We start from the raw sequence: 13,787 nt of genomic DNA, 5'->3' as shown, positions 1-13,787 counted from the left end.
TATGGAGACGACAACAGTCGCCCTGATCGGCGGCGGGCTGATCGGCTACAGCTGGGCGGCGATCTTTGCGCGCGCCGGCTGTCACGTACGAATCTACGATGCCTCCGAAGAGCAACGCGAACGTCTGCCGGGGCTCCTGAAGGCGCAGCTCGAGGAGCTGGAGGCCGCCGGGCTGGCCGAGGATGCCGCGAGCGCCATCGCGCGCATCTCGGTCAGCGACAGCATGGCCGAGGCCATCGAGGGCGCCGATCATATCCAGGAGAACGGCCCGGAGCGCCTGGAGGTCAAGCAGGAACTCCTGAAAGAAGTGGACAGCCTGGCCGATGAAGCCGCCACCATCGCCAGCTCGACCTCGGCCCTGTTGCCCTCGGCCCTGTCCGAGCAGCTCGCCGGCCGGCACCGCTTCCTGGTGGCCCATCCGGTCAACCCGCCGCACCTGATACCCGTGGTGGAACTCTGTCCGGCACCCTGGACGGAGGAGTCTGCCATGGAGAAGGTCCGGGTCCTGACGCAGGCCATCGGACAGAAGCCGCTGATGATGAAGCGCGAGATCGATGGCTTCATCCTCAACCGCCTGCAGGGTGCCCTGCTGCGCGAGGCCTTTTCCCTGGTCGAGCAGGGCTATGCCCGGGTCGAGGATGTGGATGCCGCCGTTTCCGAAGGGCTTGGCCTGCGCTGGTCCTTCATGGGACCCTTCGAGACCATCGACCTGAATGCGCCCGACGGACTGGCCGATTACGGCCGGCGTTATCGGGAGATGTACGCCAACATGGCGGGATCGGAGGCGAAGCCCTGGTCGGACGAGCTGCTCGCCAAGGCCGAGGCCCAGCGGCGGGAGATCCTGCCGGCCGGGGACCTGTCCGCGCGTCAGCGCTGGCGTGATGCCCGCCTGCAGGCCCTGGCCCTGCACAAGCGGGACCAGGACGATCGCGAGAGATAATCAGATCAGTTTGCCAGATTTAGTTTGGAGGACAACAAGCCCATGGCCGCGACGAACAAGAACAAAGTCATCATCACCTGTGCCGTGACCGGCGGCATCCATACGCCGTCCATGTCGCCGAACCTGCCGGTGACGCCGGACGAGATCGCCGAGCAGTCCATCGCGGCCGCCGAGGCCGGTGCTGCGATCCTGCACCTGCATGCGCGCGATCCGGAGACGGGACGTCCCACCCAGGATCCCGAGATGTTCGGGCGTTTCCTGCCGCGGATCAAGCAATCGACGGACGCGGTGGTGAACATCACCACGGGCGGCAGCCCGCACATGAGCGTGGATGAACGCCTGCAGCCGGCCAAGCACTACCAGCCCGAGGTGGCCTCATTGAACATGGGCTCCATCAACTTCGGACTCTTCCCGATGCTGGACCGCTACAAGGAGTTTAAGCACGATTGGGAGCGCCAGCACCTGGAGAACAGCCGGGACCTGGTGTTCAAGAACACCTTTGCCGACATCGAGTACATCCTGGAGACCTGCCAGGCCAACGGCACGCGCTTCGAGTTCGAGTGCTATGACATCGGGCACCTCTATAACCTGGCGCACTTCCTGGACCGCGGCCTGGTGAAGCCACCGCTCTTCGTGCAATCGGTCTTCGGCATCCTGGGCGGGATCAGTCCGCATCCGGAAGACATCATGCACATGCGGCGCACGGCCAATCGCCTGTTCGGCGACGACTATCGCTGGTCCGTCCTGGGTGCCGGCGCCAGCCAGATGCGGGTGGCCTCGATCGCGGCTTCCATGGGCGGCAACGTGCGCGTCGGCCTGGAGGATTCGCTCTGGGGTGCGCCCAAGAAACTGGCAGAAAACAATGCTGAACAGGTGAAGCGGGTGCGCCAGATCCTGGAGGGCCTCTCCCTGGAGATCGCGACACCTGCGGAGGCGCGCGAACTGCTTACCCTCAAGGGCGGTGACCAGGTCAACTTCTGAAGCTGGGGCCGCCTCCAGCTCAGTTTTCCGGAAGGTGGCGCAGCAGCGTTTCCGCCAGGCTGTTCCGGGTATAGGGCTTGCGCAGCACCTCGAAGCCCCGGGCCCTGTCCGGAGACAGCGCTGCCCCCGGATCGTGGCCGGTGGTTATGACGATCGGCAAATCGGGGTGGGTCTTGCGCAGGTCCTTGGCAAGTTGCAGGCCCGAGCGCCCTCCTGGCATGACCATGTCCGTCAGGACCAGGTCAACGGAAAGGCCCTTTTCCATCTGATGAAGGGCGTCCTGGGCGTTTTCCGCGGTTACCGTTGCGAAGCCGATCTGTTCAAGCATGAGTCGGGTCTGTTCGCGTACCAGATCATTGTCCTCGACCAGCAGCAGCTTTCCGCCTCTTGCAGATGTGCGCCGCGTCCCAGATTGCGAGATGTTCTCGACCTCCGAAGCGGCCGGAAAGACAAGCTCGATCATGGTTCCCTGGCCGCGTTCCGACGTCAGGCGTACGTCACCGCCCAGCTGCCTCATGAACCCCTGAACCATGGACAGGCCGAGACCCGAGCCTTTGCCCACTTCTTTTGTGGTGAAAAAGGGTTCGAAGATTCGATCGAGGACTTCCGGCTCAATCCCGAAACCATCGTCCTTTACGCGCAGACCGACATAAGCCCCGGGAGACAGTTCATGGCTGTCCCGGGCAGGCAACAGCTTCTCGGGGTCAACGCGGAAGGTACGCAGGCGCAGGCAGCCACCTTCCGGCATGGCGTCGCGTGCGTTGGCGACAAGATTGAACAGTGTTGTCGTCAACTGTGCTGAATCCGCCGTGCAGGCGGGACAGTCCTGCTCTTTGTCGATTACAAGGTGATTGATCTCACTCAGGGTGGAATACAGCAAGGGTTTGACCTCGTTCAGAAAGGCATTGAGGTCGATGGGGCGTGTGACGAGCGCCTGGCGGCGAGAGTAGGCGAGGAGCTGATTGGTCAGGCCGCCGGCACGCTCCGCGGCAAACATGGCGCTTGATGCCAGCTTGTGATCCCCCGAGCCTTCCTGCAGGTCATCTTGCAAGGCCTCCAGACTGCCGACAATGACGGTCAGCAGGTTGTTGAAGTCGTGAGCCAGGCCTCCGGTCAAGTTCTCGATTGTTTCCAGGCGCACGCGCTCGGCACGCTCTCTTTCCAGGGCAGCGCGGTGGCTGATGTCGCGAATGATGGTCAGGGCGCGGGTTTCCCCGTTTCTCAGGGTTACGAGATTCGAGGTCACTTCAGTTTCCAGGCTGTCTCCATCCTTAGTTCGGAACGTCAGCTCGCCGACGTAGAAGCCGTGCTTGGAACGCTCCACCAATGCAGCCCTTGCGCTCTGGTCCTGCGGGAAGAAGAATTCGGAGCGACTTTTTCCGATAACCTCGTCCGGTCTGTAACCCAACATTCTGCATGCGCGGGGATTGGCCGCCAGAACAATCTCGTCATCCACCACGGCACCGCTGGTGGACAGGTAGACGACCCCATCGCCGATATTGTCGAAAAGGAACTGGTAAAGTGTTTCCTGTTCGGCCTTTTCCTGGTGAACCTTGCCAATTTCCGATTGCCGCGTTTCCACAGCTTGGAGAGTGCTGTTGAAACGTGCAGCCACGCTGTGTGCGAACGCGGAATGACTGCCTGCTATGGGGACCAGTTTGTGGGGCACCAGGATGAGAATGCCACGCAGCCGGTCGTTGTGTCCGCGCAGTGCGATTGCATGGGCGCTGTCTGCCCAACTGGGATCTGTATCCAGTCCGTCGAGTGGGACAGGTTCAATATCCTCGCTGCCATTGCGCAGGGCCTGAGCTGCTAGAGGGCGCAAGGTTCGTGCCATACTTTCGTCCAGGCGCAACTTGCAAATCTCGCCTTCCGGATTGGAAGTGTGCTCATCGACGGAATAGAGTGCCGCTGCTGCGCAATCCATCTCGTTCGGCTCAAGGATTGCGTGCAGGCGTTTGGTCAGGTCTTCGAGGCTTGTGTCGTCCGCCAGACCGGAATCCAGGTTGAAAATGGCTTGCCGCCGTTTCGCAACGACCGCGCTGGTGCGCTCCGTGGCAATCGAGACGACACCCAGGGTTTCGCCTTCCGCTGTCAGTACCGGGCTGTAGGAAAAATCGAAGTAGCACTCTTCCGGAATCCCTTTCTTTGCAAGGGGAAGAAGGCTTCTTGAAAAAGACAATTCCTGCCGGGTTGTGAGAACCTTTTCGAAGGCCGGTCCAAGAAAGGACCAGATCTCCTGCCAGCACTCGCGGGCAGGCATTCCGAACGACTCAGGGTGCTTGTCTCCGAGTATCGGGTTATAGGCATCGTTGTAGACTTGAATGAAATCCTTGCCCCAAGCGGAGTAGACCGGAAACCCAGAAGCCATGGACATGCGGATAATGGCCTTCATGTCGGGGTGCCAGGTTTCAGGACTTCCCAGGGGCGTTTCCTGCCAGGGGTAGGTTTCGAGCAACCTGCTGTTGCTACTGTCCATTATGCCTTCCTACTCTCGGCGTATAAAAAATCATGCATTTTGACGCCAAGTTTTTTTACTTTTGATGCTGTGGAAATAGCGCGATGGCGCCACGAGAGCTGAGCCTGCCTATTTGATTTTTTCCCTCCACATGGCGGGCCTGTGACGGCTCTCGGGAGGCGGGGTATAAGCTTGAATGATGAGCTTCAGAACAAGGCTGTATTGGAGTGATTGCCATTCCCTGCGTGATGGTTAAGCATTCCAGACAGCGAACGCCCGCCTTGGCGGACAGACGAATTGAGCAGAGGAAACACCGATGAAGACACGCGCCGCGGTTTTGAACGAGTCCCCCGTCGAACGGCCCTATGCTGAAACCCGGCCTCTGAGGGTCGAGGAGGTCGAGCTGGACGAGCCTGGGCATGAGGAGGTGCGGGTCCGCATCCGTGCAGCAGGCCTCTGCCATTCTGACCTGTCGGTGATCAATGGCGACCGCCCGCGGCCCGTGCCGATGGCGCTGGGCCACGAGGCTGCGGGTGAGGTCGAGGCCGTCGGCCCCGGCGTGAAGGACCTGGAGCCCGGTGACCACGTGGTGATGATCTTCATGCCGTCCTGTGGCCACTGCATGCCCTGTGCCGAAGGGCGACCTGCGCTGTGCGAACCCGGGGCGGCGGCCAACGGTGCCGGCACCCTGTTGGGCGGGGCCATGCGGATTCATCGCAATGGCCAGGACGTCTATCATCATGTGGGCGTCTCCGCCTTCGCCGAGCGGGCCGTGATCTCGCGTCACTCCATGGTGAAGATCGACCGCGAGCTGCCGTTCGAGCACGCAGCGCTGTTCGGCTGTGCCGTGCTGACCGGCGTCGGGGCCATGGTCAACACGGCGGCGGTCAAGGCCGGGCAATCTGTGGCCGTCATCGGCCTGGGCGGGGTCGGTCTGGCCGCTGTCCTGGGCGCGGTGGCGGCTGGTGCCTCACGGATCGTTGCCGTCGACCTGTTGGAGGAAAAGCGCGAGTTCGCGCGGCAACTGGGGGCGACTCATGCCATCGATCCGCGCGACGACGAGGCGGTGGCGAAGGTCAAGGAGTGGACGAACGGCGGCGTGGATGCCGCCGTCGAGCTAGCCGGCTCCGTGCCGGCCCTGGACTTTGCCTATCGCATCACGCGTCGAGGTGGCACCAGCGTCACCGGCGGACTGGCGAACCCGGAGAAGAAGCTGGAGATCCAGCAGGTCTCGCTGGTGGCGGAGGAACGTACGCTGAAGGGCAGCTACATCGGAAGTTGCATTCCGTCACGCGACATTCCGCGCTACATTGAGCTCTTCCGGGCCGGGCGCTTGCCCGTGGACCGCCTTATGACCGGCCGTGGCACGCTGGAGGACATCAACGAGGCCTTCGACCGCCTGGCTGACGGCACCGCCGTGCGTCACGTCATCACACCTTGATGGGGCAGAGCCTGCTCTTCAGAAGGAGCGGGGCAGGCCCAGGACCTTCTCAGCCACGTGGGAGAGGATGAGGTTGGTGGAGATCGGCGCAATCTGGTAGAGCCGCGTCTCCCGGAACTTGCGCTCCACGTCGTATTCCTCGGCAAAGCCGAAGCCGCCGTGTGTCTGCAGGCAGGTGTCGGCGGCGTGCCACGAGGCCTCCGAGGCCAACAGCTTGGCCATGTTGGCCTCGGCGCCGCAGGATTCCCCGCAGTCATACATGTCCGCAGCGTGCTTCACGGCCAGGTGCGCGGCATGCAGTTCCACATGATTGCGGGCGATGGGGAACTGTACGCCCTGGTTCTGTCCGATGGGCCGGCCGAAGACCTTGCGCTCGTTGGCGTAGTTCGTGGATTTCTCGATGAACCAGCGGCAGTCGCCGATGCATTCCGATGCGATCAGGATCCGCTCGGCATTCATGCCGTCCAGGATATAGCGGAAGCCCTTGTGCTCCTCGCCCAGCAGGGCATTTGCCGGGATTTCCAGGTCGTCGAAGAATATCTCGGTCGTCGAGTGGTTGATCATGGTGTTGATGGGCTGGATGCGCAGCTTGTCGGCCGGGGCTTCGCGCATGTCCACCAGGAAGACCGAGAGGCCGTCGGTGCGCTTTTCCATGGAGCCTTTGGGCGCCGTGCGCGCCAGCAGGATCATCAGGTCCGAGTGCTCGGCCCGGCTGGTCCAGACCTTCTGTCCGCGAATGATGTATTTGTCGCCCTTGCGCTCGGCCGTGGTCGAGATGGACAGCGTATCGGTCCCGGCGCCCGGCTCGGTCACGCCGAAGGCCTGAAGACGCAGATCTCCCGAAGCGATGCTCGGCAGGTAGGCCAGTTTCTGTTCTTCACTGCCGTGCCGCAGCAGGGTTCCCATGGTGTACATCTGGGCATGACAGGCTGCACCATTGGCGCCGCAGGCATGCACCTCCTCCAGGATCGTGGCCGCAACCGACAGGGGCAGGCCACTGCCGCCGTAGGCCTCGGGAATGAGTGAGGCCAGAAGGCCGGCCTCCGCCATCGCATTCACGAATTCCGTTGGATAGGCGCGCTCGCGATCGAGCTTGCGCCAGTATTCGTCCGGGAAGCGCGCACAGAGTGCGCGTACGGTGTCGCGAATGGCTTCGATCTCGGCGCTTTCGGGCGCTGTCGTGGTCTCGTTCATGTTCGGGAAAGCCCTGTGGTACTGATCCGTTCAGCCGATGGCCGCAGGAAAGAATTTGGGATGGTCCATGCTATAATGCAAAGATAATATAAAGCTATCCTCAATAAGAAAATGATATGACTGGGCGCCATGGACATTCGCCACCTGCGCTATTTCGTAACCATCGCCGAACAGGGGTCCCTCTCGAAAGCGGCAGAACGCCTGCATGTGGCGCAGCCGGCGCTCAGCCAGCATGTCCGTAACATGGAGCGTAACCTGCGTACGGAATTGCTTTTCCGGACTTCGCGGGGTGTCCAGCTGACGGAAGCAGGTCAGCGCCTGCTGCAGCAATCGCGCCATCTGATCGATCAATTCGATCAACTGGAAGAGGTTGTGCGCGCAGAAGATGTCGAGCCCTCGGGGGAGGTACGCTTCGGTGTTCCAGGCACGGTCAGCCAGATGCTCAGCGCGCGTTTGATCCAGGAGGCTTCGCGACGCTATCCGGCGATACGTCTGCGCATTGCCGAGGCCATGAGCGGATTCATCTTCGACTGGTTGCGAGAGGACAAGATCGATGTGGCGGTTCTCTATCGCGGCATGGATTCTCGTGGCATTCGCCTGAAGCAGGTCCTGTCCGAGGAGTTGAGACTGTTCGGGCCGCCGGATGCGAAACTTGGTGCTGGCACGTCCCTACAGGAGTCCGTGGATTTCTCGGAAGCCATATCGTTGCCCTTGGCCATACCGAGCCGAGGGCATGGCTTGCGCGACCTGCTGGATGATGTGGCCTCACAGCACTGTGGCCGGACATTTGAAGCCCATACCGAAATCGATTCCTATGCACCGATCAAGACCCTGGTCGAGGAGGGGTTGGCCTTCTCCATCCTGCCGGCCATGGCGATAAAGGCAGAATGCCAGCAAGGGCGCCTGGTTTCCTGGTCCATCACCAATCCGGAACTACGCAGGAACATATTTATTTCAGTGCCCGCAGACCGTCCCATATCGGCGGCCACGCTCGCCATCGAGACGCTGTGTCATGAACTGCTGCAGCAGCTTGTACAGGAAGGAACCTGGGAGGCGCGGCTGGAAGAGGGCCATTCCTAGACGAGAAGGCCGACCTCGACAGCAGACCAGATCGCTGCGGCGCTGAGGACGAGCGAAAGGAGGGCGGTAAAGTAGGCGCATGCCAGCAGAAGGCCATCTTCTTCCAGAAAGGCGAAGGCCAGAAGCATGATGGTCAGGGTGGGGATCACATGACTGAACGGGACGGGGATCAGCATTGTTGCTCCAAGCAAGAGCATGACAGACCCGACAACGCGTTTACGTGTCTCGAAATGTATGCCCCATCGCGGTCGCACAACCCGCTCGAGCAGGCGAAGAGCGGGAATCATGCGCCGCACAAGGCGTTCCAGGCGCGTCGTGGAAAACTTGCGCGCCGCGATTCTTCTGGGCAAGGCCGGGACGGCCCGTCCGAGGATCATCTGGATGGCGGGTACGAACAGCAGCAGACCGGCGAACAGCGATGCGCCGGGCAATAGCCCGACAAGCGCAATGAGCAGCATCACGATGCCGAACGACCGTTCTTTCAGGTGCTCCAAGATCCACCCGAGCGTGACCCTGTCTGTCGGGGCCTCCTGCATCAGTCTTTCCAGGATCTTCGAGGTGGGTACGTGAGAGGGCATGCACTTGGGCCTGATACAGCGAGAGTCTGAGGTGAGGTTCCAGCGCCGCCAACCTGATCATGCAGGCCGACAAGACTCAACGGAGATGTAGGAGACTGCCCGGAGCGGGGCCAGAAGGGGAAGGCAGGGTGCGGGCTTGGGCTGTGTTTCTCCGCCCATGCTACACCTTCTTGCAGCTATAAGAAAATCTTATGGCTAGTAAAGCGAAATAATCTTTGCATCTGATTTAAACTTCAACCACGCTTCTAAATCGATGAAAATGGAAGCTTTGCTACAGCACTTCGATCTGTGGCTGTTCCGATAAATACATCAAAAAACAAAAACTAGGGAGGAAATGAGAAGATGAAATCCGTATCCATCGCGGCTCTCGGACTTGCTGCGCTGCTGCCGTTCCAGGCCGTGGCACAGGACAAGCCCGAAGAAATCAATATCGGCATTACGACCTTCACGTCCGGTCCGGCTTCTGTCTTCGGCGTGCCGGGCCAGGAGGCAGCTCGGATGCTCGCCGAAAATCTCAACGAGGCTGGCGGTATCCAGGGTGTTCCAGTTTCCTTGAGCTTCATCGACGAGGGTGCTGGAGCCGAGACCCTGACCACCGAGTACCGGCGTCTTGTTCAGGACGAGAACGTGGACGTGATGTTCGCGTCGATCTCGTCGGGTAACTGCATCAACATTGCGCCCTTGGCCGAAGACCTGGAGATGTTGAATATTCTCTGGGACTGCGGGACACAGCGGATCTTCGAGGAAGCGGACTACCGCTACAACTTCCGGACCCAGGCCAACGCCACGCCCGAGATGCTGGCGCCGCTGCTTTACCTTCTGAAGAACAACCCGGATTTCGAGACGATTGCCGTGGTCAACCAGGACTACGCCTGGGGTCGTGACAGCTGGGAGTTGTTCTCCACGGCGCTCAAGCAGCTGAAGCCGGATGTCGAGGTTGTCGGCGAGTTCTTCCCGAGTTTCGGTGCCTCGGACTATTCCGCGGAGATTTCCCGTCTGCTGGCCACGCAGCCCGATGTCATTCTCTCGACGTCCTGGGGCGGCGACCTGGATACCTTCGTGCGCCAGGCCAACCAGCGTGGTCTTTTCAGCAACTCGCAGTTTGTTTTGCCTTTGGTGGAATCGTCGCTTGAACGTCTTGGCAGCGACCTGCCGGACGGCGTGATTGTCGGCGGTCGTGGCGACCACTACTTCCTGCATCCCGAGTACAAGGACGGTGAGGAGCTTCAGGATTTCGTTGCCCAGTACCGCGAACGTACCGGCGACTATCCGATCTATCCCGCTTTCCACATGGCCCAGGCCTTCGCCGCGCTGGAGGCGGCCTATGACAAGGCGATTGAGGCCAATGACGGAGGCTGGCCCGACCGCGAGCAGTTGGTCGATGCCATGGCAGGCCTGGAGTACCGAGGTCACGGCCGTCCTTTGACGATCCGTGAAGACAATCAGGCCATCGAGGCCCAGCTGATCGGCACCACCAAGCATGTCGAGGGATATGATTTCCCGATCATCGACAACATGATGATCTTCGACGGTGCGGATCTCATGCCGCCAGCTGGTGAGAATTCGATCGAATGGATCGAAACCCTGGACGAAAGCTTCGTGGAAGAAGTCTCGGCTGACGAGTATCAGCACGAAGAGTGATTCTTTGATCGGGGCCGCGTGGTTGTTCCATCCACGCGGCCCCAGCTTTCCTGCGTAATCCAGAGCTTCGTGTAAAATCCATGTCCCTGCAGATTCTTGTACTCACCGTCCTGGACGGCATAGCCTACGGTTCACTCGTATTCCTGGTGGCTGTCGGGCTGACACTGGTTTTCGGTGTCATGCGGATCCTGAATGTTGCGCATGGCAGCTTCTATGCGCTTGGTGCCTATGCCGCGGCCAGCCTCGGCCTGGTGCTTTCCGCCTACGGCATATCCGCCTGGTTCGCCTACCCGCTGTTCATTGTGGCGGCCGTGGCCGTCGGCGTGTCTGTCGGCGGGCTGATGGAGCGCTTTATCCTCAGGCGCATCTATGTCCGCGAAGAGTATCTGCAACTGCTTGTGACCTTTGCTATTTTCATGATCCTGGACAACGTGCAGCGCCTTGTCTGGGGCGTTCAGCCCTATTTCTACACCGAGCCGCTGAGTCTCATGGGGAACGTCACAATCGTCGGCATTCCCTATACAGCCTACCAGGTCATCTTTCTGCCGCTGGTCGCACTGTTCATTCTTTTCGGTTTGCGGTGGTTCCTGCGCAAGACCCTGGCCGGTTCCCTGATCGTTGCGGTGACCGAGGACCGGGAGGCTGCAACCGCGATCGGCATCAATGCGCGCAAGGTCTTCTTCCTGACCTTCATCATCGGAACGACCCTGGCATCCCTGGGCGGCGCGCTGGCTTCGCCGACAACCTCGGTCCTGCCGGGAATGGGGGCGGAGATGATCGTCCTGTCCTTTGCCGTCGCGGCAACTGCCGGCCTGGGCCAGATCGGGGGGGCGGCCATCGCCGCGCTGCTGATCGGACTGGGGCGCTCGAGTGCTGTCTTCTTCATGCCGGAACTGGAAGTCGTCGTGCCTTACCTGATCATGGTGATCGTTCTGCTGTTCCGGCCCGAAGGCCTGTTTGGCAAAACCACGGCGAGGAAGATCTGATCCATGCTGATGCGCATCGTTCTGCCCGTCGTCGTCCTCGTCGCCATCGTCCTGCCACTTGCGACAAGCGGTTGGGATGCCTTCCTGACACTGGTCTGGGCCAAGGCCCTGCCGGTTCTTGGAATCATCCTGCTTCTGCAGGCGGGGCAGGTGTCTTTCGGTCACGCCATGTTCTTCGCCACAGGCGCCTATACAGCCGGTTTCGTGATACGCGCGATCCCGGGCGGGGAAATTGTCATCGCGCTTGCCGCAGCCATTGGGGCCTCGGTTGTCGCGGGGCTGTTGGTCGGCGTTTTCGTGGTCCGCTATCGCTATATCTTCTTCGCGATGTTCAATCTGGCCTTCTCGATGGTGTTCTATTCCCTGCTGGAGAAGTTCATTCATATCACGGGCGGTTCGGATGGTCTCAGCATTCCCCGGCCCGAGATCCTGGGACAGGCGATGGAGCGTTCGGAGTATGAATTCGTCCTGTATTACCTCGCCTTGGCCCTTCTTGTAATCTGCCTTTACGGCGTACATCGTTTTCTCGACAGCCCTTTGGGCCATACCCTGAAAGCCATCAAGACGAACGAAACGCGTATCGAGTACCTTGGCCTTTCGCCCCGGCGCGTGCTGCTGATCGCCTATATCATTTCGGCGTTCTTGGCCGGTCTGGGCGGGGCGCTGGTGGCTGTGTTCCAGGGGATCGCCACACCGGAATATGCCTATTGGGTGCGCTCGGGCGAGTTCGTCTTCGTGGCCATTCTGGGCGGAACCGGCAATGTCTTCGGCGCGTTGGCCGGTTCGTTCGTCTATGAATACATCCGGGTGACCGCCACGGCCTATGTCGGAGATACCTGGCAATTGACCTTGGGGCTCGTGCTGCTGGTCATTATCCTCTTTGCCCCCAGTGGCCTTGTCGGTGTCTTGAATGACATCCGCGGCTACCTGGGCAAAGGCAGGAGAGAGCCCACTCCCAGTGGCGGCAAGCAACCTTCGGGCAAGACGGAAAAGCAGAGGGGAGAAGAACAGTGACCGCTCTGATTTCCGCCAAGGACCTCGCCATCAGCTTTGGAGGCGTTATTGCTGCCGAAGGTGTTTCCCTGGACGTCTTCGAGGACGACCACCTTGCCATCATCGGGCCGAACGGTGCCGGCAAGACGACCTTCCTGAATATCTGCACAGGTTACCTGAAGCCAAGTGCCGGAAGTGTAACCTTCCAGGGCAGAAGCATTCTTGGGTCGTCTCCACGTGCTATCACGCGCATGGGCATTGCACGTGCCTTCCAGATACCGCAGCTATTCACGGAGCAGACCGTTCTGGAAAACATGCTGATTGCCGCTGCCTCGCAGGCTCGGCGCTTCGCACCCTTTACGCCGCTCATGCAAATACCGGAGCGCAAGGAGGCCGAGCATATCCTGGAACTCGTGGGCTGTGACGATGTATCGGATCGCCCTGCTTCGGAGTTGCCGGAGGGCAAGCGCAAGCTGGTCGACATTGCCCTGGCGCTAGCACTGAAGCCCAAGGTCCTTTTGATGGATGAGCCGACGTCGGGTGTGGCTTCATCGGAGAAGTTCGACATCATGGACACCCTGATCGGTGCCTTGCGGGAACAGCAGGTCACCTCGGTTTTCGTCGAGCACGACATGGAGATGGTCTCGCGTTATGCCAATCGTGTCGCTGTCTGGAATGCCGGCCATATCCAGAGCCAGGGCACGCCGGAGGATGTCCTGCAGGATCCGGAAGTCGTCAGAACCGTGATCGGAGTATAGGGAAATGCTCGAACTCAAGGACCTGTCTGTTTCCATTGCCCGCATTCCCATCCTCAGGAATGTCTCTTTTGAGGTCCAGGAAGGGGAAACCATCGCCTTCGTGGGGCGCAACGGGGCGGGCAAGACGACGACACTGCGCGCCATCATGGGACTGGTCACGGCACAGGGGTCGATCCTGCTGAACGGCCAGGCTGTCGACCATGTGCAGGCCCACGAACGGCCCGCGTTGGGGATCGGTTATGCCCCCGAGGACCGGCGCCTGTTCTCGGCCTTCACGGTCGAGGAGAATATCCTCTTGCCGGCACGGGTTGCGCAGCTGACCCAGGACGAGACCAACCGCCGGCTCGAGCGGGTTTATGGCATCCTGCCGGAGCTGAAGGAGATGGCGAAGCGGCCGGCCGGCTCGGTTTCGGGCGGACAGGGCAAGATGGTGGCGCTGGGGCGTGGCCTCATGCTCGGTACGCACCTTCTTCTGCTGGATGAGCCCTTCCAGGGACTGGCGCCCGTGTTGGCCAATCGTTACGCCGAAGCCTTGCGTGCCTTGCGCGACACGGATCGTTCGCTGTCAGTGATCATAACGGAATCGAATCCGGGCCTGCTGAAGAATTTCGCCAGCCGCGTGATCACCATCGAACGCGGCGAGATAGAAAGTGTCGAGGACGTTTCGAAGGTCGAAGCCTAAAGCGGTCAATGGCTGTCTCCGGGCGCCTGCCAAGGACATCCTTCGAAGCTTCAAG

12 protein-coding genes are annotated in these 13,787 nt (G+C 60.7%); 9 read left to right on the top strand and 3 right to left on the bottom strand.

The genetic code is table 11. The annotated features are described in order from the left end of the window. The first annotated feature begins 1 nt into the window (after position 1). Both BP38_RS0112025 and kce read left to right on the top strand, forming a co-directional pair. Entirely contained in the window at positions 2–940 is a 939-nt protein-coding gene (locus BP38_RS0112025) for a 3-hydroxyacyl-CoA dehydrogenase (RefSeq protein ID WP_026987931.1), read from the top strand. 42 nt (positions 941–982) lie between these two features. Then, entirely contained in the window at positions 983–1,921 is a 939-nt protein-coding gene (gene kce / locus BP38_RS0112020; protein ID WP_026987930.1) for a 3,5-dioxohexanoate:acetyl-CoA acetone transferase, read from the top strand. Positions 1,922–1,940: 19 nt separating this feature from the next. Here the strand turns inward: kce and BP38_RS0112015 are convergent, their stop codons facing one another. Beyond that, positions 1,941–4,400, bottom strand: coding sequence for an ATP-binding protein (locus BP38_RS0112015; RefSeq protein ID WP_026987929.1), 2,460 nt, complete (start codon positions 4,398–4,400; stop codon positions 1,941–1,943). Between the two features lie 295 nt (positions 4,401–4,695). On the opposite strand from BP38_RS0112015, the gene BP38_RS0112010 reads away from it, so the two are divergent. Further along, positions 4,696–5,820 (top strand): zinc-dependent alcohol dehydrogenase family protein, encoded by a 1,125-nt coding sequence (locus BP38_RS0112010; protein WP_026987928.1) that lies wholly within the window; start codon positions 4,696–4,698, stop codon positions 5,818–5,820. An 18-nt stretch (positions 5,821–5,838) separates the two neighbouring features. Here BP38_RS0112010 and BP38_RS0112005 read toward each other — a convergent pair whose 3' ends face one another. After that, a complete protein-coding gene (locus BP38_RS0112005) occupies positions 5,839–7,014 on the bottom strand; it encodes an acyl-CoA dehydrogenase family protein (protein ID WP_026987927.1) in 1,176 nt (391 codons plus the stop codon). Between the two features lie 129 nt (positions 7,015–7,143). On the opposite strand from BP38_RS0112005, the gene BP38_RS0112000 reads away from it, so the two are divergent. Beyond that, complete coding sequence (locus BP38_RS0112000) at positions 7,144–8,094, top strand: LysR family transcriptional regulator (RefSeq protein WP_026987926.1); 951 nt, start codon at positions 7,144–7,146, stop codon at positions 8,092–8,094. Here the strand turns inward: BP38_RS0112000 and BP38_RS0111995 are convergent. Further along, positions 8,091–8,672, bottom strand: a complete 582-nt coding sequence (locus tag BP38_RS0111995; protein ID WP_035725046.1) for an exopolysaccharide biosynthesis protein — start codon at positions 8,670–8,672, stop codon at positions 8,091–8,093. The genes BP38_RS0112000 and BP38_RS0111995 overlap by 4 nt on opposite strands. Positions 8,673–9,014: 342 nt before the next feature. Between BP38_RS0111995 and BP38_RS0111990 the strand changes: the two genes are divergently transcribed. The 5 genes from BP38_RS0111990 (at position 9,015) to BP38_RS0111970 (ending at position 13,732) form a co-directional block, all read left to right on the top strand. Then, entirely contained in the window at positions 9,015–10,313 is a 1,299-nt protein-coding gene (locus tag BP38_RS0111990; RefSeq protein WP_026987924.1) for an ABC transporter substrate-binding protein, read from the top strand. Between the two features lie 80 nt (positions 10,314–10,393). After that, complete coding sequence (locus tag BP38_RS0111985; RefSeq protein ID WP_026987923.1) at positions 10,394–11,299, top strand: branched-chain amino acid ABC transporter permease; 906 nt, start codon at positions 10,394–10,396, stop codon at positions 11,297–11,299. A gap of 3 nt (positions 11,300–11,302) precedes the next feature. Further along, positions 11,303–12,313, top strand: a complete 1,011-nt coding sequence (locus BP38_RS20440) for a branched-chain amino acid ABC transporter permease (RefSeq protein ID WP_051609308.1) — start codon at positions 11,303–11,305, stop codon at positions 12,311–12,313. After that, positions 12,310–13,050 (top strand): ABC transporter ATP-binding protein, encoded by a 741-nt coding sequence (locus BP38_RS0111975; RefSeq protein WP_026987922.1) that lies wholly within the window; start codon positions 12,310–12,312, stop codon positions 13,048–13,050. The genes BP38_RS20440 and BP38_RS0111975 overlap by 4 nt, the downstream gene beginning before the upstream one ends. A gap of 4 nt (positions 13,051–13,054) precedes the next feature. Next, complete coding sequence (locus BP38_RS0111970) at positions 13,055–13,732, top strand: ABC transporter ATP-binding protein (RefSeq protein ID WP_026987921.1); 678 nt, start codon at positions 13,055–13,057, stop codon at positions 13,730–13,732. Positions 13,733–13,787: the final 55 nt, after the last annotated feature.

The organism is Fodinicurvata fenggangensis DSM 21160 (assembly GCF_000686045.1).
GTDB classification, from domain to species: Bacteria; Pseudomonadota; Alphaproteobacteria; order Kiloniellales; family DSM-21159; genus Fodinicurvata; species Fodinicurvata fenggangensis.
This window is presented reverse-complemented; position numbering and strand designations above follow the sequence as displayed.

What these genes read in the sequence shown, in the direction of transcription:
- BP38_RS0112025 (WP_026987931.1), top strand. Translation starts at nt 2, where the DNA reads ATGGAGACGACAACAGTCGCCCTGATCGGCGGCGGGCTGATCGGCTAC.
- kce (WP_026987930.1), top strand. Translation starts at nt 983, where the DNA reads ATGGCCGCGACGAACAAGAACAAAGTCATCATCACCTGTGCCGTGACC.
- BP38_RS0112015 (WP_026987929.1), bottom strand. Translation starts at nt 4,400, where the DNA reads ATGGACAGTAGCAACAGCAGGTTGCTCGAAACCTACCCCTGGCAGGAA.
- BP38_RS0112010 (WP_026987928.1), top strand. Translation starts at nt 4,696, where the DNA reads ATGAAGACACGCGCCGCGGTTTTGAACGAGTCCCCCGTCGAACGGCCC.
- BP38_RS0112005 (WP_026987927.1), bottom strand. Translation starts at nt 7,014, where the DNA reads ATGAACGAGACCACGACAGCGCCCGAAAGCGCCGAGATCGAAGCCATT.
- BP38_RS0112000 (WP_026987926.1), top strand. Translation starts at nt 7,144, where the DNA reads ATGGACATTCGCCACCTGCGCTATTTCGTAACCATCGCCGAACAGGGG.
- BP38_RS0111995 (WP_035725046.1), bottom strand. Translation starts at nt 8,672, where the DNA reads ATGCCCTCTCACGTACCCACCTCGAAGATCCTGGAAAGACTGATGCAG.
- BP38_RS0111990 (WP_026987924.1), top strand. Translation starts at nt 9,015, where the DNA reads ATGAAATCCGTATCCATCGCGGCTCTCGGACTTGCTGCGCTGCTGCCG.
- BP38_RS0111985 (WP_026987923.1), top strand. Translation starts at nt 10,394, where the DNA reads ATGTCCCTGCAGATTCTTGTACTCACCGTCCTGGACGGCATAGCCTAC.
- BP38_RS20440 (WP_051609308.1), top strand. Translation starts at nt 11,303, where the DNA reads ATGCTGATGCGCATCGTTCTGCCCGTCGTCGTCCTCGTCGCCATCGTC.
- BP38_RS0111970 (WP_026987921.1), top strand. Translation starts at nt 13,055, where the DNA reads ATGCTCGAACTCAAGGACCTGTCTGTTTCCATTGCCCGCATTCCCATC.